Annotated in this window: 22 protein-coding genes; 5 read left to right on the top strand and 17 right to left on the bottom strand. The window is 68.1% G+C overall.

Translation table 11 applies throughout. From position 1 onward, the window contains the following. Window positions 1–3: 3 nt before the first annotated feature. From ACQY8B_RS03130 to modB, 5 genes are all read right to left on the bottom strand, one after another. Window positions 4–294: a hypothetical protein gene (locus ACQY8B_RS03130; protein WP_422085356.1), complete on the bottom strand. Its 291-nt coding sequence runs from the start codon at window positions 292–294 to the stop codon at window positions 4–6. Then, window positions 291–2,639 (bottom strand): FdhF/YdeP family oxidoreductase, encoded by a 2,349-nt coding sequence (locus ACQY8B_RS03125; protein WP_422085355.1) that lies wholly within the window; start codon window positions 2,637–2,639, stop codon window positions 291–293. The genes ACQY8B_RS03130 and ACQY8B_RS03125 overlap by 4 nt, the downstream gene beginning before the upstream one ends. Before the next feature lie 82 nt (window positions 2,640–2,721). Next, window positions 2,722–3,513, bottom strand: coding sequence for an ABC transporter ATP-binding protein (locus ACQY8B_RS03120; RefSeq protein WP_422085354.1), 792 nt, complete (start codon window positions 3,511–3,513; stop codon window positions 2,722–2,724). Further along, window positions 3,510–4,259, bottom strand: a complete 750-nt coding sequence (modA, locus tag ACQY8B_RS03115) for a molybdate ABC transporter substrate-binding protein (RefSeq protein WP_422085353.1) — start codon at window positions 4,257–4,259, stop codon at window positions 3,510–3,512. Before modA ends, ACQY8B_RS03120 begins: the two co-directional genes overlap by 4 nt. A gap of 34 nt (window positions 4,260–4,293) precedes the next feature. Then, window positions 4,294–4,977, bottom strand: coding sequence for a molybdate ABC transporter permease subunit (modB, locus tag ACQY8B_RS03110; protein ID WP_422085352.1), 684 nt, complete (start codon window positions 4,975–4,977; stop codon window positions 4,294–4,296). A gap of 109 nt (window positions 4,978–5,086) precedes the next feature. On the opposite strand from modB, the gene ACQY8B_RS03105 reads away from it, so the two are divergent. After that, on the top strand, window positions 5,087–5,317 hold the full coding sequence (locus ACQY8B_RS03105) for a hypothetical protein (RefSeq protein ID WP_422085351.1): 231 nt from the start codon (window positions 5,087–5,089) through the stop codon (window positions 5,315–5,317). 86 nt (window positions 5,318–5,403) lie between these two features. Here the strand turns inward: ACQY8B_RS03105 and ACQY8B_RS03100 are convergent, their stop codons facing one another. From ACQY8B_RS03100 to apbC, 4 genes are all read right to left on the bottom strand, one after another. Next, complete coding sequence (locus ACQY8B_RS03100) at window positions 5,404–5,751, bottom strand: winged helix-turn-helix domain-containing protein (protein WP_422085350.1); 348 nt, start codon at window positions 5,749–5,751, stop codon at window positions 5,404–5,406. Between the two features lie 119 nt (window positions 5,752–5,870). After that, the gene (locus ACQY8B_RS03095) at window positions 5,871–7,568 is read right to left on the bottom strand and encodes an OFA family MFS transporter (protein ID WP_422085349.1); all 1,698 of its coding nucleotides are present in this window, start codon (window positions 7,566–7,568) and stop codon (window positions 5,871–5,873) included. A 127-nt stretch (window positions 7,569–7,695) separates the two neighbouring features. Next, window positions 7,696–8,640, bottom strand: a complete 945-nt coding sequence (locus ACQY8B_RS03090; protein ID WP_422085348.1) for a LysR substrate-binding domain-containing protein — start codon at window positions 8,638–8,640, stop codon at window positions 7,696–7,698. Between the two features lie 2 nt (window positions 8,641–8,642). Continuing rightward, a complete protein-coding gene (apbC, locus tag ACQY8B_RS03085; protein ID WP_422085347.1) occupies window positions 8,643–9,734 on the bottom strand; it encodes an iron-sulfur cluster carrier protein ApbC in 1,092 nt (363 codons plus the stop codon). Window positions 9,735–9,810: 76 nt separating this feature from the next. Here apbC and ACQY8B_RS03080 point away from each other — a divergent pair, with 76 nt between their 5' ends. After that, a complete protein-coding gene (locus tag ACQY8B_RS03080) occupies window positions 9,811–11,019 on the top strand; it encodes a patatin-like phospholipase family protein (RefSeq protein WP_422085346.1) in 1,209 nt (402 codons plus the stop codon). Here the strand turns inward: ACQY8B_RS03080 and ACQY8B_RS03075 are convergent. From ACQY8B_RS03075 to ACQY8B_RS03065, 3 genes are all read right to left on the bottom strand, one after another. Next, a complete protein-coding gene (locus ACQY8B_RS03075) occupies window positions 11,016–11,648 on the bottom strand; it encodes a DUF4337 domain-containing protein (protein WP_422085345.1) in 633 nt (210 codons plus the stop codon). The two genes, ACQY8B_RS03080 and ACQY8B_RS03075, sit on opposite strands and share 4 nt — an antisense overlap. Window positions 11,649–11,743: 95 nt before the next feature. Next, entirely contained in the window at window positions 11,744–12,970 is a 1,227-nt protein-coding gene (locus ACQY8B_RS03070) for a diaminopropionate ammonia-lyase (protein ID WP_422085344.1), read from the bottom strand. 5 nt (window positions 12,971–12,975) lie between these two features. Then, window positions 12,976–14,163 carry a M20 aminoacylase family protein gene (locus ACQY8B_RS03065; protein WP_422085343.1) on the bottom strand — a complete coding sequence of 396 codons (1,188 nt, stop codon included), beginning with the start codon at window positions 14,161–14,163 and terminating at the stop codon, window positions 12,976–12,978. An 85-nt stretch (window positions 14,164–14,248) separates the two neighbouring features. Here ACQY8B_RS03065 and ACQY8B_RS03060 point away from each other — a divergent pair, with 85 nt between their 5' ends. Continuing rightward, complete coding sequence (locus ACQY8B_RS03060; protein ID WP_422085342.1) at window positions 14,249–14,740, top strand: Lrp/AsnC family transcriptional regulator; 492 nt, start codon at window positions 14,249–14,251, stop codon at window positions 14,738–14,740. Between the two features lie 106 nt (window positions 14,741–14,846). On the opposite strand, the gene ACQY8B_RS03055 is transcribed toward ACQY8B_RS03060, so the two are convergent. The 5 genes from ACQY8B_RS03055 to ACQY8B_RS03035 all read right to left on the bottom strand — a co-directional run bounded on the left by ACQY8B_RS03055 (window position 14,847) and on the right by ACQY8B_RS03035 (window position 18,695). Then, a complete protein-coding gene (locus ACQY8B_RS03055; protein WP_422085341.1) occupies window positions 14,847–15,311 on the bottom strand; it encodes a hypothetical protein in 465 nt (154 codons plus the stop codon). Between the two features lie 88 nt (window positions 15,312–15,399). Beyond that, window positions 15,400–16,086, bottom strand: coding sequence for a YceH family protein (locus tag ACQY8B_RS03050; protein WP_422085340.1), 687 nt, complete (start codon window positions 16,084–16,086; stop codon window positions 15,400–15,402). Window positions 16,087–16,094: 8 nt separating this feature from the next. Further along, the gene (locus ACQY8B_RS03045; RefSeq protein WP_422085339.1) at window positions 16,095–17,126 is read right to left on the bottom strand and encodes an isocitrate/isopropylmalate dehydrogenase family protein; all 1,032 of its coding nucleotides are present in this window, start codon (window positions 17,124–17,126) and stop codon (window positions 16,095–16,097) included. A 194-nt stretch (window positions 17,127–17,320) separates the two neighbouring features. Beyond that, the gene (locus ACQY8B_RS03040; protein ID WP_422085338.1) at window positions 17,321–17,992 is read right to left on the bottom strand and encodes a hypothetical protein; all 672 of its coding nucleotides are present in this window, start codon (window positions 17,990–17,992) and stop codon (window positions 17,321–17,323) included. 61 nt (window positions 17,993–18,053) lie between these two features. Then, entirely contained in the window at window positions 18,054–18,695 is a 642-nt protein-coding gene (locus ACQY8B_RS03035; RefSeq protein WP_422085337.1) for an LpxA family transferase, read from the bottom strand. 89 nt (window positions 18,696–18,784) lie between these two features. Here ACQY8B_RS03035 and metG point away from each other — a divergent pair, with 89 nt between their 5' ends. Both metG and ACQY8B_RS03025 read left to right on the top strand, forming a co-directional pair. Then, window positions 18,785–20,884, top strand: a complete 2,100-nt coding sequence (metG, locus tag ACQY8B_RS03030; RefSeq protein ID WP_422085335.1) for a methionine--tRNA ligase — start codon at window positions 18,785–18,787, stop codon at window positions 20,882–20,884. A 62-nt stretch (window positions 20,885–20,946) separates the two neighbouring features. After that, window positions 20,947–22,626 (top strand): SulP family inorganic anion transporter, encoded by a 1,680-nt coding sequence (locus ACQY8B_RS03025; protein ID WP_422085334.1) that lies wholly within the window; start codon window positions 20,947–20,949, stop codon window positions 22,624–22,626. Window positions 22,627–22,639 lie beyond the last annotated feature (13 nt).

Raw genomic sequence — 22,639 nt, 5'->3', positions numbered from 1 at the left:
CGCTCAGCCGGGGTTTTCGTCAGCCGGCAGGGCGTCGACCAGTGCGCGCCCGGCATCGGTAAGGTGCGCGACCCAGCGGTCGTCCAGCTGCACCACGCGCACCCAGCCGGGGCCGCGCACGCCGCCGATAGCGGCATCGCCCATCAGCGTGAGCTGGCGCATGACCACGCTCGCGCCCTGCCCCAGCCGCTTGCCCAGGCGCGGCAGCGACATGCCGCCCTCGCCCGGCGCTTCGGCAAGGGCGCGCAGGATGGCGATGGAGAAGGAATCGGCGTCGAAGGAGGCGGCGGTCATGCCGCCACGGTATCAGCGTCTGACGGGGCCGGGGCAGGCGCCGCATGCAACGACAGCACCACAGGAATGGACTTGGAGGTCGGCGTGCCCGCGTTCTCGGCCACCGACGACAGCGGCACCAGCGGATTGGTCTCGGGGTAGTAGGCGGCGAGGTTGCCGCGCGGGATGTCGTAGGCCACCAGCCTGAAGCGGTCGGCGCGGCGCTCCTGGCCGTCGCTCCACACGGTCTGGATGTCGACCCAGTCGCCGTCCTTCATGCCCAGTTGGCGGATGTCTTCCTTGTTGATGAAGACCACGCGGCGCTGGCCGAACACGCCGCGGTAGCGGTCGTCCATGCCGTAGATGGTGGTGTTGTACTGGTCGTGCGAGCGCGTGGTGAGCAGCGTGAAGACGATGGTGTCGCCCTTCCTCGCGAAGCGCGCGCGGGCACGGTGCGAATGGGTGTCCAGCGGCACGGCGTGCGTGAAGAAAACGGCTTTCTTCGACGCGGTGTTCCACACCCGCTCGCTCGCGGTATTGCGCAGGCGGAAGCCGCCCGGGTGCGCCACGCGCGTGTTGAAGTCCTTGAAGTCGTCGAACACGGCTTCGATCTTGTCGCGGATGCGTGCGTAGTCTTCCACCAGCCAGAGCCACGGCGTCTTGCTGCGCGCGCCGATGGTGGCGGCTGCGAGCCGCGCCACGATGGCCGGCTCGGACAACAGGTGCTCCGACGCCGGCGGGTTGATGCCCATCGAGATGTGCACCATGCTCATCGAGTCTTCCACCGTCACGCCCTGCGGGCCGTTGGCCTGCATGTCGATCTCGGTGCGGCCCAGGCACGGAAGAATGATGGCCTCGCGCCCGTGGATCACGTGGCTGCGGTTGAGCTTGGTGGTCACGTGCACCGTGAGGTCGCACTGCTGCAGGCCCTTCCAGGTCTGGTAGGTGTCGGGCGTGGCGGCCGCGAAGTTGCCGCCGAGCGCGAAGAACACCTTGCCCTTGCCGTCGAGCATGAGCCGGATCGCCTCGACGGTGTCGACGCCGTTCTGGCGCGGCGGCTCGAAGCCGAACACCTGCTGCAGCCGGTCGAGCAGCGCGGCCGGCGGCTTTTCCCAGATGCCCATGGTGCGGTCGCCCTGTACGTTGCTGTGGCCGCGCACCGGGCAGGCGCCCGCGCCCTCGCGGCCCATGTGGCCGCAGAGCATGAGCCAGTTGCCGATCATCTGGATGGTGGCCACCGAATGCTGATGCTGCGTGATGCCCATGCCCCAGCAGGCGATGACGCGCCTGGCGCCCAGGTACACGTCGGCAGCGGCGCGGATCTGTTCTTCGCTCAGGCCCGACTCGCGCACCAGGATGTCCCACGACTCGGCGCGCAGATCGGCCGCCAGCGACTCGAAGCCGACGGTGTGGGCGGCGATGAATTCATGGTCGAGCACCGAGGGCTCGCCGCGCGCCACGGCCGCGTCCTCGCGCTCGATGACGTGCTTCATCATTCCCTTGATGGCCGAGAAGTCGCCGCCCACGCGCAGCTGGAAGTAGTGCGTGCTGATGGGCGTGGAGCCCATGGTGGCCATCTCGAGCTTGTCCTGCGGATCTGCGAAGCGCTCCAGGCCGCGCTCGCGCAGCGGGTTGAAGCTCACGATGCGCGCTCCGCGCCTGGAGGCCGCACGCAGCTCGCCCAGCATGCGCGGATGGTTGGTGCCGGGGTTCTGGCCGAAGATGAAGATCGCGTCGGCCTTCTCGAAGTCGTCGAGCGTGACCGTGCCCTTGCCCACGCCGATCTGCGGGCGCATGCCGCTGCCGCTGGGCTCGTGGCACATGTTCGAGCAGTCGGGGAAATTGTTGGTGCCGTATTCGCGCACGAACAGCTGGTACAGGAAGGCGGCCTCGTTGCTCGCGCGGCCCGATGTGTAGAAGATGGCCTGGTTCGGGTCGGGCAGCGCGTTCAGGTGCTGCGCGATGCGCGCGAAGGCGTCGTCCCATTCGATGGGTACGTACTTGTCGCTGCCCGCGTCGTAGGCCATGGGGTGCGTCAGGCGCCCCTGGTCCTCGAGCCAGAAGTCGCTCTGCTCGGCCAGCTCGGCCACGGTGTGTTTCGCGAACAGCTCGGGGCCGGCGCGGCGCGCGGTGGCTTCGGCGGCCACGGCCTTGACGCCGTTCTCGCAGAACTCGAAGGTGGAGGCGTGGTTGCGGTCGGGCCAGGCGCAGCCGGGGCAGTCGAAGCCATCGGGCTGGTTGGCCGAGAGCAGCGTCTTCGCGCCCTTGATGGGAATGTCCTGCCGCAGCAGCGCATTCGTGACGCTGCGCAAAGCGCCCCAGCCGCCGGCGGGGCCCTTGTAAAACTCTATCTTCTGCTCGCTCATGCCGGGAGTGTTCGCGCGCGAGGGACTGCCGTCAAATTGGATCGGCACATGCGGCGATTCAAAACGGAAATGAAGCGCGGCCTCAGGCGCCTCGCACGTCCTGCATCAGCAACCCACGCAGCTTTCTGCGCAGCGGCGTGTCCTCGACCTCCTGCACGCCTGCGATGTCGTTCAGCGCAAAGTCGCGGCTTTCGGCGCTGTGCAGATCGATCTCGCGCACCACCTGGCCGTCCTTGTAGACGAAGGCCACGTCGGCCAGCGCGAGCACGTCCTCGATGTCGTGGGTGATCATCAGCACCGGAATGCCCCACTGCCTGCGCACCTGCGCGAGTTCGTTGCGCAATTCGGTGCGCAGCATGGGGTTGAGCGCAGCGAAGGGCTCGTCGAGCAGCAGCACCTGCGGCTCGCAGGCCAGTGCGCGCGCCAGCGCCACGCGCTGCTGCTGGCCACCCGAAAGTTTGCCCGGACGGCTGTCGGCCAGCGCCGTGAGGCCGAAGCTCTCCAGCAGCGCCTGCACGCGCTCGGCATCCTTCGCGGGGGGGTTGCGGCGATGCCAGGCGGTCAGGCCGAAGCCGACGTTCTGGCGAACCGTGAGGTGCGGGAACAGCGCGTAGTCCTGGAACAGGTAGCCGATGCGGCGCTTCGGCGCGGGCACGTCGATGCCCCGCGCGGCGTCGTAAAGCGTGCGGCCGTCGAGCCGCACATGGCCCGCGGACGGCTGCAGCAGGCCCGCGATGGCCTGCAGCGTGAGCGACTTGCCCGCGCCCGACGGGCCGTAGAGCGCGGCAAAGGGCACGTCGGTCTGAAAGCGCACGGCCAGGTCGAAGCGGCGTGCCCCGTCCTGCACCGAGAGCTTCAGATCGACATCGATCATGGCTTGCCGAATCCGTAGCGCGTGAGCACTTCCCGCGCGGCGGGCGTCGACAGGAACGCGATGAAGTCGCCGGCCAGCGCCTTCTGCCTGCTGTCGGCCACCACGGCGATCGGGTAAGTCACGGGCGTGTGGCCGGTGGGGGTGAAGGAGATCTTGACCTTGTCGCCGGCCACGGCCGCGTCGGTGCGGTAGACGAAGCCGGCCTCGACCTCGCCGCGGCTCACGTAGTCGAGCACCTGGCGCACGCTGTCGGCCTGCACGAACTTGGGTTCGAGCGCGCTCCAGAGGTTGGCGCCGTCGAGCACCTGCTTGGTGTACCGGCCGACCGGCACGGTGGCGACCTTGCCCACGGCGATCTTCTTCACGCTGGCGCCGCCCAGGTCCTGCAGGGTCTTCACGCCCACGGCGTCCCTGGCGGGCTCGATCAGCACCAGGCTGTTGGTGACGAAGTCCTTGCGCGTGGCGGTGTCGATGACCTTCTGCTCCACGCCGCGGTTCATGGTGTCCTGGTCGGCGCTGGCGAACACGTCCACCGGCGCGCCCTGGCTGATCTGCTGCAGCAGCACGCCCGAGGCGGCGAAGTTGAAGCGCACGGTGGCGCCCGGCTTGGCGGCCTCGAACTTGGGGCCGATTTCCTTGAATGCGTCGGTCAGGCTCGCCGCGGCAGACACGGTGATCTGCTGCGCGGCTGCGGCCAGCGGCAGCGCGAGCGCAACGACGATGGACAAGAGACGGAACGGACGCATTGCAACTCCTTATGGGTATGAATGAAACACGAAATCAGCGAAGCGAGAAGAAGCGGTTCGACATCACCAGCACGGCGATCGACAGCAGCGAAGTGACGATGACCAGCAGCAGCGCGAGGTCGTCGTGCCCCGCCTGCACCGCGTCGTAGATAGCCATCGACAACGTCTGGGTCTGCTTGGGGATTGAGCCGGCCACCATCAGCGACGCGCCGAACTCGCCCATGGCGCGCGCGAACGCCAGCAGCGTGCCGGCCAGGATGCCGGGCCAGGCCAGCGGCAGCGTGACGCGCAGGAAGACCGAAAACGGCGACTGCCGCAGCGTGCTGGCCGCGGCTTCGAGCGAACGGTCGACGCCCGAGAACGCCGCGCTGGCCGACTTGAGCACCAGCGGCAGCGCCACCACGGCCGAAGCCACCACGGCGCCGTGCCAGCTGAAGATGATGGTGTAGTCGAGGTGCTCCCGCAGCCACGCGCCCAGCGGGCTGCGGCGCCCGGCCGCCACGAGGATGGCGTAGCCGATGACGGTTGGCGGCAGCACCAGCGGCAGCATGAACACGGCCTCGAGCACGGTGCTGCCGAAGAACTTCTTGCGGGCGAAGATCCAGCCCAGCGCCACGCCGACGACGAGCGCCAGAAGGGTCGCCACGGCGGCGACCTTGAGCGACAGCACCAGCGGGAACCAGTCGGTCGAGGCGATGAGCGAATTCGTCGTGTTCATTGAAATACAGCGTTGATTGTTACACGCTGAGCCCTCAATTACTCAAGGGGGTGCGCAAACCGACGGGTCTTCATATACTGGCGGATATAGCGTTGGACACACTGGACCCATGCGCCAATCCGCCCACGATACCGTTGTACGTTCGATCTCCGGCAGGCCGGAGCTTCGTCACGTGACGCAGGTGCAGGAATGGCGCATCGAGCGTGCCATGGACGCCGCCGGCTTGGTACTGTCCATCACAGCGCCCGACGGCAAAAGCCAGTCTTTCCTGGTGGCCGAGGCCGACGCCAACGACATCGGCGAAGTATTGCGCCGCAACGCAGCGGATGCTGCGCCCTGATCAGCCGATCCTGTCGTCGGATCGCGTGCTCGGCGGCTGATCGAGCCTGGCACCGAACCAGCCGGCGCGCTCGAGGGTTTCGGGCTTCATGGCGCGAGCAGACGCGTCAGCGCGCGAATGTCGGCCGATGCGGCAAGGCGCGCGGCATTCTCGATGGCCCGGTAGTGCTTGACGATTTCCTCGCCCACCGGCGTCAGCGCCGTGCCACCGCCGCGGGAGCCGCCGGCGGCGGTGTTCACGGCCGGCGAGGCCAGAGCCTTGTTCATCTCGTCGATCAGCATCCAGGCCCGGCGGTACGACATGCCCAGCAGCCGGGCCGCAGCGGAAATCGACCCCGTTTCAGCCACGGCTTCGAGCACCGCGATCTTGCCGGGGCCGATGGCAATGGCGTCGTCCCGGTAGATGCGCAGGCGAAACTGGACTTTGGATTTCATGTTGGCGCGAAGCGTAAACCAATGCGGGGCGACATTGTCAGCCCGCGGCGGCCCGCCAGCGCCATGCAAGAACGATCACGGCGCGCCGCTGGACCGCAGCGGCGTCGCCCGAGCAGCTGTCAGTTGAAGAACTTGGCCGCGCTCACCAGCGTCTTGTAGACGCCCCAGGCCAGAGGAATGCCCACCGCCACCCAGGCCAGCGCCACCACCAGCGGGCTCACCGCATCGGCGCGGCCAGAGCCGCTGCCGACTTCGGCCGCGGAGGCCTTCTCGTGCGCCAGCTTCTTCTCGACGGCCAGTTCGGCGTCGGTCATGAAGTGCTTGTCGGCCACCGGGCGCACCAGCAGGTTGGCGATGAAGCCGATCACCAGCATGCCCACCAGGATGTACATGGTCTGGTTGTAGACCTGCTCGCGCGGCAGGCCCAGGCCCAGCTGGTATTCGCGCATGTAGTTCACCACCACCGGGCCCAGGATGCCCGCCGTGGCCCACGCGGTAAGCAGGCGGCCATGGATGGCGCCCACGAACTGCGTGCCGAACAGGTCGGCCAGATACGCCGGCACCGTGGCGAAGCCGCCGCCGTACATCGACACGATCACGCAGCAAGCGCCCACGAACAGCAGCTTGCTGCCCGCGCCGGCCGACGAGGGAATGCTCGCGTACAGAGCGGCACCGAGCACGAAGAACACCGTGTAGGTGAGCTTGCGGCCCAGCTTGTCCGACAGGCTCGCCCACACGAAGCGCCCGCCGATGTTGAACAGCGACAGCAGCGCCGTGAAGCCGCCCGCCACCACCGCGATGGCCGCCAGCTGGGCCTTGTCGAGCTGGCCGTACTTGGCCGGCAGGTCGATCAGCGCGCCGCCGAACACTTCCTGCAGCATCGGCGAGGCCATGCCGATCACGCCGATGCCGGCGCTCACGTTCATGCACAGCACCAGCCACACGAGCCAGAACTGCGGAATGCCCCAGACCTTCTTCACGTGCACGTGGCGCTGCGTGATCATGGTGTTGCTGGTCTGCGCCGGGGGCGGCGTCCAGCCTTCGGGCTTCCAGCCAGAGGGCGGCACGCGGTAGCCCAGCGCGCCGGCCATCATGAAGACGAAGTAGCCGATGGCCATGACCACGAAGGTCTGCATCACGCCCACGTCGGTGGCCGTGGAGAAGCGCTTCATCAGGTCGACCGCCAGCGGCGAACCGATCATCGCGCCGCCGCCGAAGCCCATGATGGCCATGCCGGTCGCCATGCCGCGGCGGTCGGGGAACCACTTGATCAGCGTGCTCACCGGAGAGATGTAGCCCAGGCCCAGCCCGATGCCGCCGATCACGCCCGAGCCGAGGATCATCAGCCAGAACTGGTGCAGGTGGATGCCCAGTGCCGACAGCAGCATGCCGCCGCACCAGCAAAGCGCCGACACCACGCCGGCCTTGCGCGGGCCGGCGCGTTCGAGCCAGCCGCCCCACAGGGCCGCGGAGCAGCCGAGGAAGACGAAGAACAGCGTGTACATCCAGCCGAGCGTGGCCACTCGCCAGTCGCAGTTGGTGGCGAACAGCTCCGCGAAGAAGCTCATGTCCTTGGCGCAGGCCTGTGCGCCGGTGCCGGCCGTGCCGAGCGCCTTCGACAACGGCAGCCAGAACACCGAGAAGCCGTAGGCCATGCCGATGCACAGGTGGATGGCCAGTGCGGCCGGGGGTACCAGCCAGCGGTTGAAACCGGGGCCCGCGATGATGCGTTCTTTTTCCAGGAAGCCGGGTTGCTGTTGCAATCCGCCTCCGCCGATGCGCTCTCCCTCAAGAACGCCTGCAGATGAGCCTGCCATATTTCTCCTTGTACGCCTGATGTGTAATTTGTTGCCGAATGTTGGCCGCGGAGTGTGAGTGAGCGCTTCATGCGCCGTCAAATTCGATCAGCGCATGGCCAGATTCAAGTTTTGAATGAGTGAGGCGCTAGGCGCCGAGCGTGCCGCTGTGCTGTTGCACCTGCGCCTGCCACTCGGGCGTCTGCAGGAACGCCAGCGCGGCATCGAGCGCGCGCGAACTTCGCACGCCGTCCTGCGTCATGAAGCCGATGGGCGTGCGCACCTCGGGCGACACCAGCGGCAGCGCCTCCAGCTCGCGGTGGCTGCGCACCGCCGCCACCATCGCGCCCGGCAGCACGCTGCTGACCGTGCCCACGCTCACGGCCAGCGCGAGCGACAGCACGGAGTTGGTCTCGATGGCCGGCGCCGCCGGCACGCCGGCCTCGCGCAGCGCCTGGTCGATGATGGTGCGGTTGTGCATGTCGGGCGTGAGCAGGCACAGCGGCAGCTTGCCGGCCTCGGCCCAAGGCATGGGCTTGCCGATGCGCAGATGGTCGGCCGACGCTTTACTCGCACGCCGCAGCAGGAAGTAATGCTCGATGCTCTGCGGCCAGGCCGTGAGCTTGATGCCCGGCAGGTGCATGCGCTCGGTGTAGCCGAGCGCGAGGTCGACCGACAGGCTCTCGAGCCCCGTCTCCAGTTCCTGCGAACTCATCGACAGCACGGCCGGCACGATGCCCGGATGCCGCTGCTGCAGCATGGCCGCGAAGCGCGACAGCATGGGAACGGCCGTGGGCACGGCCGCCATGCGCAGCCGCCCGTGCGGGTCGCCCTCTTCACTGCGCAGCTCCTGCAGCAGCACGTCGTTCTCGCGCAGCATGCGCTGCGCGGTGGCCAGCACGCGCTCGCCCTCGTGCGTGAGGCCCACGTACACCCGGGCCCGCTTGACGATGACGACGCCGAACTCGCTCTCCAGCGCACGCAGCGCGTTGGACAGGGCCGGCTGGGTGATGTGGCAGGCCTGCGCGGCGCGGCCGAAATGCTTGTGCTCGCTGAGCGCGACCAGATAGCGCATCGAGGCGAGCAGGTTCATGCCTAGGTGTTCTTGCTGATCGAGATGGTGGGGAACTTGGAGGAAAAGTCCTTCGCCTTCTCGGCAATGCCGACGGCCACGCGGCGCGCGACCGCCTTGTAGATGCCGGCCACGTCGCCTTCGGGGTCGGACACCACCGTGGGTGCGCCGCTGTCGGCCTGCAGGCGGATCTTGATGTCCAGCGGCAGCGCGCCGAGGTATTCCATCTGGTACTCGGCCGCCATCTTCTTGCCGCCGTCGGCGCCGAAGATGTGTTCGGCATGGCCGCAGTTCGAGCAGATGTGCACCGCCATGTTCTCGACGATACCCAGGATCGGCACGCCCACCTTCTCGAACATCTTGATGCCCTTCTTGGCGTCGAGCAGCGCGATGTCCTGCGGCGTGGTGACGATCACCGCGCCCGTCATCGGCACGCGCTGGCTCAGCGTGAGCTGGATGTCGCCGGTACCCGGCGGCATGTCGACGATCAGGTAGTCGAGGTCTTTCCAGTTGGTCTGGCGCAGCAGCTGCTCCAGGGCCTGCGTGGCCATGGGGCCGCGCCAGATCATGGCCTGGTCCTGGTCGACCAGGAAGCCGATCGACATGACCTGCACGCCGTGGCGTTCCATGGGTTCCATGGTCTTGCCGTCGGCGCTGTCGGGGCGGCCTTCGATGCCCATCATCATGGGCTGGCTCGGGCCGTAGATGTCGGCATCGAGCAGGCCCACGGTGGCGCCTTCGGAGGCCAGCGCCAGCGCCAGGTTGGCGGCAGTGGTGCTCTTGCCCACGCCGCCCTTGCCCGAGGCCACCGCGATGATGTTCTTGACGTTGGGCATCAGCTGCACGCCGCGCTGCACCGCATGGCTGATGACCTTGGTGACGATGTTGACCGACACGTTCTCCACGCCCGGCACCGCCTTGGCGGCCGCCACCAGCGCCTTGCGGATGGCCGCATGCTGGCTTTTGGCGGGGTAGCCGAGCTCGAGGTCGAAGGACACGTCGCCCTCCGAGACCTGGAGGTTTTTGAGCGACCGGCTCGCCACGAATTCCTTGCCGGTGTTAGGGTCCGCGACGGCCTTGAGCGCGTCCGTCAGCCCTTCTGGGGTGAGTGCCATTGATCAAACTCCTGAATGGCCGGTAGTCTAGTGCGCTCTCCGGGCCTTCATCGAACAGCTCCTCAATAACCAAAAAATGCCAGAGACAAGCCCCGTCACCGGCCTCCTGCTCACCGGGGGCGGCGCCCGGGCCGCCTACCAGGTGGGCGTGCTGGAGGCCATCGCCGAGATCCGGCGCGCCGTCGGCCCCGCCGCCGGCACCGGCAATCCCTTCCAGGTCATCACGGGCACCTCCGCCGGGGCCATCAATGCGGCCGCGCTGGCCTGCGGCGCCGACAGCTTCGACCACGTGGTGGCGCACATCGCCGAAGTCTGGAGCCAGTTCCGTGCCGAGCAGGTGTACAAGGCCGACTCGCTTTCAGTCATCGGCAGCGGCGCACGATGGCGCGTGCTGCTCGGGCTCGGGCGCTTCGCGGCCAACTGGATGCGCGTGAAGCCCAGGTCGCTGCTGGACAACTCTCCGCTGGCCGAGCTGCTGCAGCGCCTGGTGCAGCTCGACCGACTGCCCCAGCTCATGAAAGACGGCCATGTGCAGGCGCTGGCGGTGACCGCCTCTAGCTACAGCTCGGGCGAGCACGTCACCTTCTTCGAGGCGGCCGTGCCCATGGAGCCCTGGGTGCGCTCGCAGCGGATTTCGGTGCGCGACCGCATCACGCATGCGCACCTGCTGGCGTCGTCGGCCATTCCGTTCGTGTTCCCGGCCACCGCGCTGCCGATGCAGCAGGACCACATCGAGTACTTCGGCGACGGCTCGATGCGCCAGTCGGCCCCGATTGCAGCGGCCATCCACCTGGGCGCACAGCGCATCGTGGTGATCGGCGCCGGGCGCATGCACGAACCGCGCGAGGCCCCCGGCCCCAACACCCACACCGGCTATCCGACGATGGCGCAGATCGCGGGCCATGCGCTGTCGAGCATCTTCCTGGATGCGCTGGCGGTCGACATCGAGCGGCTGCACCGGGTGAACCACACGCTGAGCCTCATTCCCGAGGGAGCGCGGGCGGCGAGCGGGCTGCGTCCGCTCGACCTGCTGGTGATCTCACCGTCGGAGCGCCTCGACGTGATCGCGGCGCGCCATGTCGACGCCCTGCCCGGTGCGGTGCGATATCTGCTGGGCGGCTCGAAGGTGGCCGCCGACGTGAAGGGCGGCGCACTCGCCAGCTACCTGCTGTTCGAGTCGGCCTACACGCGCGAGCTGATGGCGCTGGGCCGCGCCGACGCCATGCGCCAGCGCGACGAGGTGCTGCGGTTCTTCGGCTGGAGCAGCCCTGCAAGCCCGGCCTAGACGTGCAGCGCGGCGAGCACGCCCACTGCGAAACCCGCGGCGGCCACGCCGAACATCGCGCGCTCCAGCCACTTCTTCCTGGTGAGCAGCGCAATGGCAGCCAGCGCGATCGACACCTGCAGCACCGTGGTCGCCTGCGCCCAGCGGTGGTGCTGGTGCATCTGCTCTTCCGACTGGGCGTCCCAGCGGCTCGCCTCTTCTTCCAGCTTCTTCGCGGCCGCCTGGATCTCGGTCTTTTCCTGCTCGTAGCGGCTCACCTTGGCCTGCCAGCCCTGGCGCTTGTCGTCCGTATCGGTGTCGCGCGCGAACTCGGCCAGCGCCTGCTTGGTGCTCTTCGACTGGAAGTAATTCCACTGGTTGGACGCCTCTGTCTTCTTGATCGCGGCGTTGTTCTTGTAGAGCCCGGCGTTGGCCTGCGTGGCGCCGCCCATGTACGAGAAGATCGCGCCGAAGGTGGCGATCACCGCGGTGCACATCGCGATCTTGCTGGTCATGCTCATGCCGCCGGCCTGCGCCGCCGCGCCGTCGCCATGCGCGGTGCCGGCCCCATGGCCGTGGCCGCCGCCCGATGCGGCGTGTTCGAGTTCGTGATCGTGCGGGCCGTGCACGTGAAAGCCGTGTCCTGACATGGGATCCTTGTTGAAGCAATGCGGGGGGTGGAGGGCGCGCGAGTATGCACGCCCGTCGATGACAGTTGCCTCAACGCGCCGGGACGCGCTTGCGCCTACCGCTGCTCGCGCAGCAGCCATTGCTCCTGTGCCGCGACCACCTCTTCGCCCGAGCGCCCGGTGATCGCGCGGTACACGCCGGGCGCGGTCGCGCCTTCGGTACTGACCAGCAGCACGTGCGCCGCGGGGCCCAGGCCGGCGGCACGGCGCGCATCGGGGTCGGCCGCGAGCACCTGCAGCGCCGCCAGGCCGGCCGCGCCGGACTCGCCGCTGAGCACCGGCACATCGCCCGCCTCGCCGGTCGCGAGGGTGCGCATTGCCTGCTCTGCCTGTGCATCGGTCACCGTCATGAACAGATCGACCGCAGGCTGCAGGAAGCGCCACGCGAGCGGCGAGGTCTCTCCGCAGGCCAGCCCCGCCATCACCGAGTCGACCGAGCCCGTGGCACGCGCGGGCCGGCCGCTTCGCGCGCTCTGCAGAAGGCAGTCGGCCTGCTCGGGCTCCACGACGATGAAGGCCGGGCGCGCGGCGCCGTAGCGTTCCCAGAAATGGCTGGCCACGCCGGCCGCCAGCCCGCCCACGCCACCCTGCACGATGACGTGGGTGAACGGACACGGCCCGTCGCCTGCGGCGTGCTCGAGCAGTTCGTCGGCCAGGATGCCGTAGCCCTGCATGACGTCGCGCGGCACTTCTTCGTAGCTGTCGTAGGAGGTGTCGGAAACCACCTCCCAGCCGTTGGCCCCGGCAAGCCGCGCGGCTTCTTCGACCGACTCGTCGTAATTGCCCGCGATGCGGACGATCTCGGCGCCCAGTTGCGCGATGGGCGTTTCGCGCTCCTGGCTCACCTGCGCATGCAGCACGATCACGCAGCGGCAGCCGATGCTCTGCGCGGCGGCGGCAAGCGCACGCCCATGGTTGCCGTCGGTCGCGCTGACGACCACGAAATCGCGCAGCGCCCCGGCATGCCGCCCCGCCAGCAGATCGCCGGGCGTCCATCCGCGATCGGGCCAGCGGCGCAGCACGAGCCGCAGCAGCGCCACCGGCGCGCCGAGCACCTTGAAGCTGCCGAGCGCCGAGCGCTTCGATTCGTCCTTGACGGTCAGCGCGCCGATGCCCAGTTGCGCGGCAAGCCGGGGCAGCGCCCATGCCGGCGTCGGCTCCGGCGAAAGCCGGCTCCAGCTCGACAGCCACTGCCGGCTTTGCTTGCCGCGCGCGATGCTCATCACTTCGCGCAGGGATTCGTCGTAGGCGCGCCGGCTTGCCCGGGGGTTGGTGAAAAACATGCTGCTCAGCTCCCGGTGCCGGTCGATCGGGGAAGGCGCATGCGCACGATCTCCGCGAAATAGCGGGCGCCCGTCGCGAGCACCTCGTCGTTGAAGTCGTAGCTGCTGTTGTGCAGCGGCGTGCCGCCGGGCTCTCCGTCGGCCCCGTTGCCGAGGAACACGAAGGCACCCGGCACCGCCCGCAGGAACGCGCCGAAATCCTCAGACGCCATCAACGGCACCACATCGGCGTCGACGTTCCCGGCCCCCACCACGGCTGTGGCGGCAGCCACCGCGAAGGTCACGCACTCGGCCCAGTTCACGGTGGGCGCGAACTCGTGGGTGTAGCTGAAGTCGCATTCGGCGCCGTGCATGCGGCAGATGCCTTCGCTGATGTCGCGCATGCGCGTGGCCAGCATCTGCTGCACGGCCGGGTCGTAGCTGCGCGTGTCGCCCTTGATGACGACGTTCGACGGAATCGCGTTGCGGATGCCGTCGGTGATGAACTCGGTGCACGAGACCACCGCCTGCGCGCCGGGGTCGAGCGTGCGCGACACGATGGTCTGCAGCGCCAGCACGATCTCCGCCCCGATGACGATCGGGTCGATGCCCATGTGCGGCCGCGCGGCATGCGTGCCGCGCCCCTTCACGTGGATCACGAAGTTGTCTTCGCTGGCCATGATGCCGCCCACGCGCGTGGCGATGGTGCCGGCGCGCATGCCGGGCATGTTGTGAAGGCCGTAGATCTCGTCGACCGGAAAGCGTTCGAACAGGCCGTCGTCCATCATGGCCTTGGCGCCGCGGCCGTGCTCCTCGGCAGGCTGGAAGATGAAGCGCACGGTGCCGTCGAAGTCGCGCCGCTCGCGCAGCAGCCGCGCGGCGCCCAGCACGATCGACATGTGGCCGTCATGGCCGCAGGCGTGCATCTTTCCGGGCACGGTGGAGGCGTAGGCGCGGTCGGTGGGCAGCTCGGCGATGTCGAGCGCGTCCATCTCGGCGCGCAGGCCGATCACGCCCTTGCCGCTGCCCACTTTCAGGTTGGCGACGAGGCCTGTGCCGCCGATGCCGGTGTGTACCTCGAGGCCCAATGCCTTCAGCACGCGGATCACGAAGGCGGAGGTCTCCGCTTCCTGGAAGCCGGTTTCGGGCATGGCGTGCAACTGCCGGCGCCAGCCGGTGAGTTCGTCGCGCAGGGGGGTGTCTGCATTGTTCATGGCGAGATGCTATTGACAACACAGCGGTATGGGCGCGCAAAATCGTGCCGATTGACGCAACGTTTTTGCGTCACCCCGCCCTCGCATGACACCTCTGGACGCCCTGGACCTCCGCCTGCTCGAACTCGTGCAGGCCAACAGCCGCATGCCGCAGAGCGAACTCGGCGAACGTGTGCACCTGTCGACGGCGGCCGTCAACCGGCGGCTGAAGCGCATGCTCGACGAGGGCGTGATCCAGCGCTACGGCGCGGTCCTGTCGCCCGCCGCGCTGGGCCATCCGCTCACCATCGTGGCCGAGGTGGAGACCGAGAGCGAGCAGATCGAGCTGCTCGACGCCATGAGGCAGAGCTTCCGCGACTGCCCGCAGGTGCAGCAGTGCTACTACGTGACGGGCGAGTGGGACTTCATCCTGGTCTTCGTGGTGCGCGACATGGCGCAATACACCGCCCTGAGCCGCCAGCTTTTCTTCCAGAGCAACAACGTCAAGCGCTTTCGCACGCTGGTGACGATGGACCCGGTGAAGCTGAGCCTCGACGTGCCGGTTTCATCACCCTGGACAGGCAACGATTCTTGCTGAAGGGCTTTGCGGGCACGCTGGTGCGGATGTACTTGCGCCGCGTGCCTGCGTGGGGCTGAGTCGGGCCGCGTCAACACACCTGGAACGAGTCCGAAGGACGCGATCTTCAGCGCGCGGGCTGCGCCGGCAGCATCGAGCGCAGCAGCATCAGCACCGCGCACACGATGGGCGCCAGCGCCAGCAGCCGTCCGGGCTCGAAGGCCAGCCCGGCCACCGCGCCGACAAGGCAGCCGGCCTTGATCCACCCCGGCACCGCCTCCCAGCCGCGCCGGTGCGCCACCGCAAAGCCGATCAGCGCGACCCAGCCGAACAGGCCGCCAAAGACCGACAGCACCCAGCTCAGCAGGTAGAACGCCGAGTCCGCATCGCGGAACGCGAGCGCGGTGCCCAGGCCGCGCCAGGTGTTCCACCAGCCGTCGAAGAAAAAGAAGCCGGTGGCCGAGGCGGCCCACCAGAAGAAAGCATAGAGGCTTGCGATGCCGGCCAGCGCCGCGAGCCAGCCGAGCATGCGCCGGCTGATGTCGTCGAAAGGCATTTGATCGCGCCAGGTGACGATCTGTCCGGTGTCCATGTCCGGTGCTCCATTGAAGAGTTCGCAATGGGCACGAAGTTAGGCAGCGGATGCGCGGGCTGCGTGAAGCCCGTGTGAAGTACCGGAATCAGTCCGTTTCGGAAATTCCAAGCTCGGAGCACACACGCCCGAGCAGCGCCTTGAGCGACGCCACCTCGGTTTCGAGCCGCGCCACGTTGGCCTTGAGCGCCGCGACCTCGCCGAGCGATACGTCGTGCGGCGCATAGGCTGCGTCGGACGACGCGCTCCCCGGCCCCGCGACTTCTTCCGCCGGCGTGCCGCTCAACAGGTGCGCCCAGCGGCTCTCGCGCGCGCCGGGCAGCCGCGCCAGCTTGACGACCAGCGCCCCGGCAGGGCGTTCCGCCAGTTCGTTGAGGAAGCCCTCGACCGACGAGATGTCGGCGAAGTTGTGCATGCGGTCGCAGGCAATGCGCAGTTCGCCCGCCGTCTGCGGGCCGCGCAGCATCAGCACGGTCAGCAGGATGACCGACTGCGACGGAATGCGCAGCACGCGGTCGATGTTGTGCTCGTAGCGGTAGGCGCGCCCACCGCTGGTTTCGGCGACGAGGCTGTAGCCCTTCAGGCTGTCGATGGCAGCCTGCACCTGCGACTCGGTGAGTTCGAGCACCGGGTTGCGGCTGGTCTTCTGGTTGCAGCCCGACACCAGCGAATTGAGCGTGAGCGGGTAGCTGTCGGGCACGGTGCGCTGCTTCTCGGCCAGCACGCCGAGGACACGGGTTTCGAGAAGGGACAGGACGGGCAACGGAGTGGACATGTCTCGACTCAACCGCCCTTGATGCGCCCGACCAGCGCCTTCGTGAATGCCTCGGTGCCCGCCGTGCCGCCCAGGTCGCCGGTGCGCACCTTGCCGATGTTCAGCGTCTCGTCGATGGCCGTGCGCAGGCGCGTGGCCAGCTCCGGCAGCCTGACGTGGTCGAGCATGAGCGCGGCGGCCAGCAGCAGCGCGGTCGGGTTGGCGATGCCCTTGCCGGCGATGTCGGGCGCGGAGCCGTGCACCGCCTCGAAGATCGCGGCGTCGGCGCCGATGTTGGCGCCGGGCGCCATGCCCAGGCCGCCGACCAGGCCCGCCACCAGGTCGGACAGGATGTCGCCGAACAGGTTGGTCGTGACCAGCATGTCGAACTGCCAGGGGTTCAGCACCAGCTTCATGGCGCAGGCGTCGATGATGACCGTGTCGAGCTCGAACTTGCCCTTGTACTTCTTCTCGTACAGGTCAAGGCCGGTCTCCAGGAAGATGCCCGTGAGCGCCTTCATGATGTTGGCCTTGTGCACGATCGTGACCTTCTTGCGGCCCGTGGCCACGGCTGTCTCGAAGGCGTATTCCAGCAGGCGGCGGCTGCCCTGGCGGGTGTTGATGCCGGTGGCCATGGCCACGGCGTGCGGGTCGCCGTCGATGGGCACGTAGTGCTCGTGGCCGATGTACAGGCCCTCGAGGTTCTCGCGCACGACCACCAGGTCGATCTTGTCGAAGCGGCCGCCCGGAATGATGGTGCGCGCGGGGCGCAGGTTGGCGTACAGCTGGAACTCTTCGCGCAGCCGCACGTTCGACGAGCGGTAGCCGCCGCCCGAAGGCGTTTCCAGCGGCCCCTTCAGCGCGAGGCGGGTGCGGCGGATGCTGTCCAGCGTGGCCAGCGGCAGCGGGTCGCCGGCGGCCACCACGCCGCCCAGGCCGGCGATCTGGCGGTCCCATTCGAAGGGAGCGCCCAGCGCATCGAGCGCGGCCAGCGTGGCGTCGACGATTTCGGGGCCGATGCCGTCGCCGGGGATCAGGGTTGCGGGAATGGAGGTGGTCATGGGTTGGGCGCTCAGGTCGGTTGGCGAGGAACTTGCGGAGACCGGCTCCCCTGCATCGGGTGTGGCGGGGGTCGCGCGCACTCGCCGGGCGGTCTACGCCGGGATCATCCCACGGCGTGCCCGCACCGTGGGGCCAAAGCCTTATGCCCCAGGGGATGCGCGGCTGATTTCCCAGCCGGCATTCGTTTCACGCCTCAACGTTCTTCCAGGCCGTCGAGTTCGTAGCTGAAGAGGGAATCGCCCTTGGCGGTCTTCACCTGCATCTTGATGACACCGTACTCAGGCGCGTACCAGGAGTCGACCGAGTTGTCCTCGCCGCGCGAGCGCACATGGCAGACGTTTTCGAAAGTGCGAGCGTTGTAGTTCGGCTTCAGCTCCAGGTTCTCGAAGCCCACGAAGACATGCTCGGACTGGTACCTGTTCCCGAAGTCGAAGGTCTCGTTGCCCGCGCTCGTCGTCTTCACGCCCTTGCCGGCCAGCTTGAAAGTGCCGCCCGGCTTGACGTCGGCCGGAACCTCGGGAAACGGTGCCGAGAAGACTTCCTTGATGACGACCTTGCGGGCGTTGCCGCCCAAGGCCGCGACGCCGTATTGCTCGGAACCCAGCCGCTGGCGGCCGGTTTCATCGAAGAACTTCGCGGTCTTGACGCCGCCGTCGGTGCTCACCACGCTCATGGCCGCCTTGCCCGCGAACTGGGTCTTGACGATCTGGATCTTCGAGCGGTCGCTCAACGTGTAGCTCACGCCGGGCTTCAGCTTGAAGCAATCGGCAAAAGATGGTGCAGCGGCGATGGCGCTGGTGGTCGCCGCGGCTGCAAATACCGCGCCCAGAATCGCCTTGAAACCAAATGACTTAGCACTGTGCATCGAATCCTCCCTGTGTTTTGGAGCGGAAATGATGCCATGCGGATTGGACCGATTTTTCAGCTCATCGCGAGTCGTCGGGCACCTCCTGATCGAGCAGCGAAGCCCGGCCGACAACGCTGCCGGGCAGCAACAGCGCACCGGGCGCAATGACCGCGTTGGCGCCGATGCGCACGCCGTCTCCGATGAGAGCGCCGAACTTCTCGCAGCCCGTACCCAGCAGCGCCCCGCCGTCGTTGCTGCGCACAAAGACCTGCTTGTCCGCCCGCTCGTTGCGGTGGTTGCAGACGATGCTTCCCGCTTCCATGTTGACACCCGCGCCCACGACCGAGTCGCCGACGAAGTTGAAGTGCGCGAGCGCCGTGCCCGCAAACACGAAGGACGATTTCAGCTCCACGCCCGGCCCGATGCTGCAGCGCGCGTCGACCCAGTTGCCGCCGCGCAGGTACGCCCCGGCGGCCACGAAGCAGCCGGCCCCGAGGATCAGCGGCCCCTTGAGCACCGCGCCGGGCTCGACGGTCGCGCTGCGGTGCACAGCCACTTCGCCGTCGATGGCGTATTCGCCGGCGGGCAGCCCGGCCAGCAGGCGGCGAACGATTTCGGGCGCTTGCGGCGGCAATTCCCAGGGGAGCGAAGCGGCCCAGGGAGCGAGGGGCGAAGCGGCGAATCCGGCGACATAGTCGGCAAGTTCGAAGGCATGCGGCATGGGGGCGATGCTGCCATCAAACCCATGGGCGGACGCGGCCACCTAAAATGCCCGGTTCCCCGTCAGCCACTCCGAAAGCGCCCTTCCCGATGTCCGCCCCGCGCAAGCTCTTCGTTACCACCGCCCTGCCGTACGCCAACGGCAAGTTCCATATCGGCCACATGATGGAATACATCCAGGCCGACATCTGGGTGCGGAACCAGCGAATGAACGGCGCCGAGGTCAACTTCGTCTGCGCCGACGACGCGCACGGCGCGGCCATCACCATCGCGGCCGACAAGGCCGGCGTGACGCCGCAGGCCTTCGTGGCAGAAATCGCCGCGGGCCGCAAGCCCTACCTCGACGGCTACTACATCTCCTTCGACAACTGGCACTCGACCGACGCGCCCGAGAACCACCAGCTCGCGCAGGACATCTACCGCGACCTGCGGGCCAACGGCCTCATCAGCACCAAGAGCGTCGAGCAGTTCTACGACCCTGAAAAGGGCATGTTCCTGGCCGACCGCTTCATCAAGGGCGAGTGCCCCAACTGCCACTCGAAGGACCAGTACGGCGACAACTGCGAGGTGTGCGGCGCCGTGTACGCGCCCACCGAGCTGATCAACCCCTACTCGGCCCTGTCGGGCGCCAAGCCCGAGCTGCGCAGCTCGGAGCACTTCTTCTTCAAGCTCTCCGACCCGCGCTGCGAGGCCTACCTGAAGGAATGGACCGCCGCGCCCGGCCACGTGCAGTCCGAGGTGCAGAACAAGATCCGCGAATGGCTCTACAAGGACGACGAGGGCAAGGGCGGCCTCGGCGACTGGGACATCAGCCGCGACGCGCCCTACTTCGGCATCGAGATCCCCGACGCGCCGGGCAAGTACTTCTACGTGTGGCTCGACGCTCCCGTGGGCTACCTGGCATCGCTGAAGAACCTGCTGGACAAGCGTTGCATCGAACTGGGCGGCGACGGCATCTCGTACACCGAGTACATGGCCGACCCCGACCTGGAGCAGGTGCACTTCATCGGCAAGGACATCATCACCTTCCACACGCTGTTCTGGCCCGCGATGCTGCACTTCAGCGGCCGCAAGGCACCCGATGCCGTGTACGTGCACGGCCACCTGACGGTGAGCGGCGAGAAGATGAGCAAGAGCCGCGGCACCGGCATCGACCCGCTCAAGTACCTGTCGATCGGGCTCGACCCCGAATGGCTGCGCTACTACATCGCCGCCAAGCTCAACGGCCGCAACGAAGACATCGACTTCAACCCCGAGGACTTCGTGGCGCGCGTCAACAGCGACCTCGTGGGCAAGTACATCAACATCGCGAGCCGCGCCGCGGGCTTCATCGGCAAGCGCTTCGGCGGCAAGCTGGGCGAGGTGTCGGCCGACGGCGACGCGCTGCTGTTCACGCTGCGCGACGCGGCCACCCAGATCCACACGCTGTACGACGGCCGCGACTACGCCCGCGCCCTGCGCGAGGTGATGGCGCTGGCCGACAAGGTGAACGAATACGTCGACCAGAACAAGCCCTGGGAGCTGGCCAGGAAGGAAGGCGCCGAGGCGCGCCTGCACGACGTGTGCACCGTGTGCATCGAGGCCTTCCGCCTGCTCACGCTGTACCTGAAGCCGGTGCTGCCGGCGCTGGCGCTGAACGTCGAGGCTTTCCTCAACACCTCGCCGCTGGTCTGGGCCGATGCGGCGCAGTCGCTGCCCGCGGGCCACGCCATCGGCGACTACAAGCACCTGATGCAGCGCGCCGACCCCAAGCAGGTCGACAAGCTGTTCGACGCGCCCGAGGCGCCCGCAGCAGCACCCGCCGCCGCGACGGAAGCGCAGGAGCTGCCCGGCGGCGAAGCCATCGCGCCCACCATCACCATCGACGACTTCGCGAAGATCGACCTGCGCATCGCGAAGATCGTGGCCTGCGAGAAGGTCGAAGGCTCGACCAAGCTGCTGCGCCTGACGCTCGACGCGGGCGAAGGCAAGACCCGTAACGTGTTCAGCGGCATCGCCTCCGCCTACCAGCCCGAGCAGCTCGCGGGCAAGCTCACGGTGCTGGTCGCCAACCTCGCGCCGCGCAAGATGAAGTTCGGCATCAGCGAAGGCATGGTGCTGGCCGCGAGCCATGGCGACGAAAAGGCCCACCCCGGCATCCACGTGCTGGAGCCGTGGCCGGGCGCGACGCCGGGCATGCGCGTGCGCTGATTCCCAAGCGGGGCGGGGTCAATTCGAGGCGCGGCGGCGCGCGGGCCACAATCGGCGGGCCCATGCATTCCCCGCTGAACCTCCACCGCTTTCGTCCACGCCTGATGGACGCACTCGCGGACTACAACCGCGCGCGCTTCTTCAAGGACCTGGGCGCGGGCGCGACGGTCGGCATCGTGGCGCTGCCGCTGGCCATGGCCTTCGCCATCGCGTCGGGGCTCAAGCCAGAGGCCGGCATCTGGACGGCGATCATCGCGGGCTTCCTGATTTCTCTGCTGGGCGGCTCGGCGGTGCAGATCGGCGGGCCGGCGGGCGCGTTCATCGTGATCGTCTACGGCATCGTCGAGCGCTATGGCGTGGCCAACCTGCTGATCTCCACCGCCTGCGCGGGCGTGCTGCTGTTCATGGCGGGGCTCTTCGGGCTGGGGCGGCTGGTGCGCTTCGTGCCGCTGTCGATCGTGGTGGGCTTCACCAACGGCATCGCGGTGCTGATCCTGCTGTCGCAACTCAAAGACCTGCTCGGCCTGACGGTGGCGAAGATGCCGGCCGACGTGTTTTCGCAGCTGCACGCAATGGCGCTGCAGATCGGCACCTTCAACCCGTACGCCTTCGCGCTGGGCGTGGCTTGCGTGGCGGGCCTGCTGCTGTGGCCGCGGCTGCTGCGCGCCGAATCGAAGATCGGAGCCGCGGTGCTGCGCGTCGGCGGCCGCGTGGCGCGCACGCGGGCCGTGCAGGTGGGCGCGCGCATGCCTGGGCCGATCGTGGCGCTGGTCACGCTCACGCTGGTGTCCTGGGGCTTCGAGCTGCCGGTGGAAACTATCGGCACGCGCTTCGGCGGCATTCCCGAAGGCGTGCCGGCCTTCGCGCTGCCAGACTTTTCATGGGAGACGGTGAAGCAGCTGTTCACGCCCACGCTGACCATCGCGCTGCTCGGCGCCATCGAATCGCTGCTGTGCGCGCGCGTGTCCGACCAGATCAGCGGGCAGCCCCGGCACGACCCGAACCAGGAACTGATGGCGCAGGGCATCGCGAACGTGGTCACGCCTTTCTTCGGCGGCATGCCGGCCACGGGCACCATCGCGCGCACCGTCGCCAACATCCGCTCGGGCGGCACTTCGCCGATCGCGGGCATGGTGCATGCGCTGACCTTGCTGCTGGTGGTGCTGCTGGCCGCGCCGCTAGCGCGCCATGTGCCGCTCGCGGTGCTGGCGGGCATCCTGGTGTTCGTGGGGCTGAACATGGGCGAGTGGCGCGAGTTCACGCCAACGCAGCTGCGGCATTTCAGCCGGCACTACCGGCTGCTGATGCTCGGCACCTTCTTCCTCACGGTGGTGTTCGACCTGACGGTGGCGGTGCAGGTCGGCATCGTGCTGGCTTGCGCGCTGTTCATCCGGCGCATGAGCGGGCTGTTCAGCGTGGAGCTGGTGACGCTGCAGCCGCCGGTACTGACCTACCGCATCTACGGCGCGCTGTTCTTCGGCGCGGCGGCCAAGCTGGACGAGGCGGTGAACGCCGCCGAGCGCGCGCCGCGCGGCATGACGGTGGTGCTCGACGCCACGCACCTGATCTATCTGGACGCCACGGGCGTCGACGCGCTGCGGCAGTTGCACCGCGCGGTGCTGGCGCGCGGCGGGCTGCTGCGCATCGAGTCGCTGCAGCCTCAGCCGCGCGAGGTGATCGAGCGCTCCGGCTTTGCGGAGGAACTGGTGACAGGCCGGCCCGCCGCGGCCCACGGCGCCTGAGGCTGCCTTGTGG

The organism is Variovorax sp. (assembly GCF_965279555.1).
In the GTDB taxonomy this organism is placed as follows: Bacteria; Pseudomonadota; Gammaproteobacteria; order Burkholderiales; family Burkholderiaceae_C; genus Variovorax.
This window is presented reverse-complemented; position numbering and strand designations above follow the sequence as displayed.

Excerpts from the sequence above, each read along its gene's own strand:
- ACQY8B_RS03095 (WP_422085349.1), bottom strand. The coding sequence starts at position 7,568 with ATGGCAGGCTCATCTGCAGGCGTTCTTGAGGGAGAGCGCATCGGCGGA.
- ACQY8B_RS03075 (WP_422085345.1), bottom strand. The coding sequence starts at position 11,648 with ATGTCAGGACACGGCTTTCACGTGCACGGCCCGCACGATCACGAACTC.
- ACQY8B_RS03050 (WP_422085340.1), bottom strand. The coding sequence starts at position 16,086 with ATGTCCACTCCGTTGCCCGTCCTGTCCCTTCTCGAAACCCGTGTCCTC.
- ACQY8B_RS03080 (WP_422085346.1), top strand. The coding sequence starts at position 9,811 with ATGCCAGAGACAAGCCCCGTCACCGGCCTCCTGCTCACCGGGGGCGGC.
- ACQY8B_RS03025 (WP_422085334.1), top strand. The coding sequence starts at position 20,947 with ATGCATTCCCCGCTGAACCTCCACCGCTTTCGTCCACGCCTGATGGAC.
- ACQY8B_RS03120 (WP_422085354.1), bottom strand. The coding sequence starts at position 3,513 with ATGATCGATGTCGATCTGAAGCTCTCGGTGCAGGACGGGGCACGCCGC.
- ACQY8B_RS03065 (WP_422085343.1), bottom strand. The coding sequence starts at position 14,163 with ATGAACAATGCAGACACCCCCCTGCGCGACGAACTCACCGGCTGGCGC.
- ACQY8B_RS03035 (WP_422085337.1), bottom strand. The coding sequence starts at position 18,695 with ATGCCGCATGCCTTCGAACTTGCCGACTATGTCGCCGGATTCGCCGCT.
- ACQY8B_RS03060 (WP_422085342.1), top strand. The coding sequence starts at position 14,249 with ATGACACCTCTGGACGCCCTGGACCTCCGCCTGCTCGAACTCGTGCAG.
- ACQY8B_RS03100 (WP_422085350.1), bottom strand. The coding sequence starts at position 5,751 with ATGAAATCCAAAGTCCAGTTTCGCCTGCGCATCTACCGGGACGACGCC.
- modB (WP_422085352.1), bottom strand. The coding sequence starts at position 4,977 with ATGAACACGACGAATTCGCTCATCGCCTCGACCGACTGGTTCCCGCTG.
- ACQY8B_RS03125 (WP_422085355.1), bottom strand. The coding sequence starts at position 2,639 with ATGAGCGAGCAGAAGATAGAGTTTTACAAGGGCCCCGCCGGCGGCTGG.
- ACQY8B_RS03105 (WP_422085351.1), top strand. The coding sequence starts at position 5,087 with ATGCGCCAATCCGCCCACGATACCGTTGTACGTTCGATCTCCGGCAGG.
- ACQY8B_RS03040 (WP_422085338.1), bottom strand. The coding sequence starts at position 17,992 with ATGCACAGTGCTAAGTCATTTGGTTTCAAGGCGATTCTGGGCGCGGTA.
- ACQY8B_RS03070 (WP_422085344.1), bottom strand. The coding sequence starts at position 12,970 with ATGTTTTTCACCAACCCCCGGGCAAGCCGGCGCGCCTACGACGAATCC.
- ACQY8B_RS03055 (WP_422085341.1), bottom strand. The coding sequence starts at position 15,311 with ATGGACACCGGACAGATCGTCACCTGGCGCGATCAAATGCCTTTCGAC.
- ACQY8B_RS03130 (WP_422085356.1), bottom strand. The coding sequence starts at position 294 with ATGACCGCCGCCTCCTTCGACGCCGATTCCTTCTCCATCGCCATCCTG.
- apbC (WP_422085347.1), bottom strand. The coding sequence starts at position 9,734 with ATGGCACTCACCCCAGAAGGGCTGACGGACGCGCTCAAGGCCGTCGCG.
- ACQY8B_RS03045 (WP_422085339.1), bottom strand. The coding sequence starts at position 17,126 with ATGACCACCTCCATTCCCGCAACCCTGATCCCCGGCGACGGCATCGGC.
- modA (WP_422085353.1), bottom strand. The coding sequence starts at position 4,259 with ATGCGTCCGTTCCGTCTCTTGTCCATCGTCGTTGCGCTCGCGCTGCCG.
- ACQY8B_RS03090 (WP_422085348.1), bottom strand. The coding sequence starts at position 8,640 with ATGAACCTGCTCGCCTCGATGCGCTATCTGGTCGCGCTCAGCGAGCAC.
- metG (WP_422085335.1), top strand. The coding sequence starts at position 18,785 with ATGTCCGCCCCGCGCAAGCTCTTCGTTACCACCGCCCTGCCGTACGCC.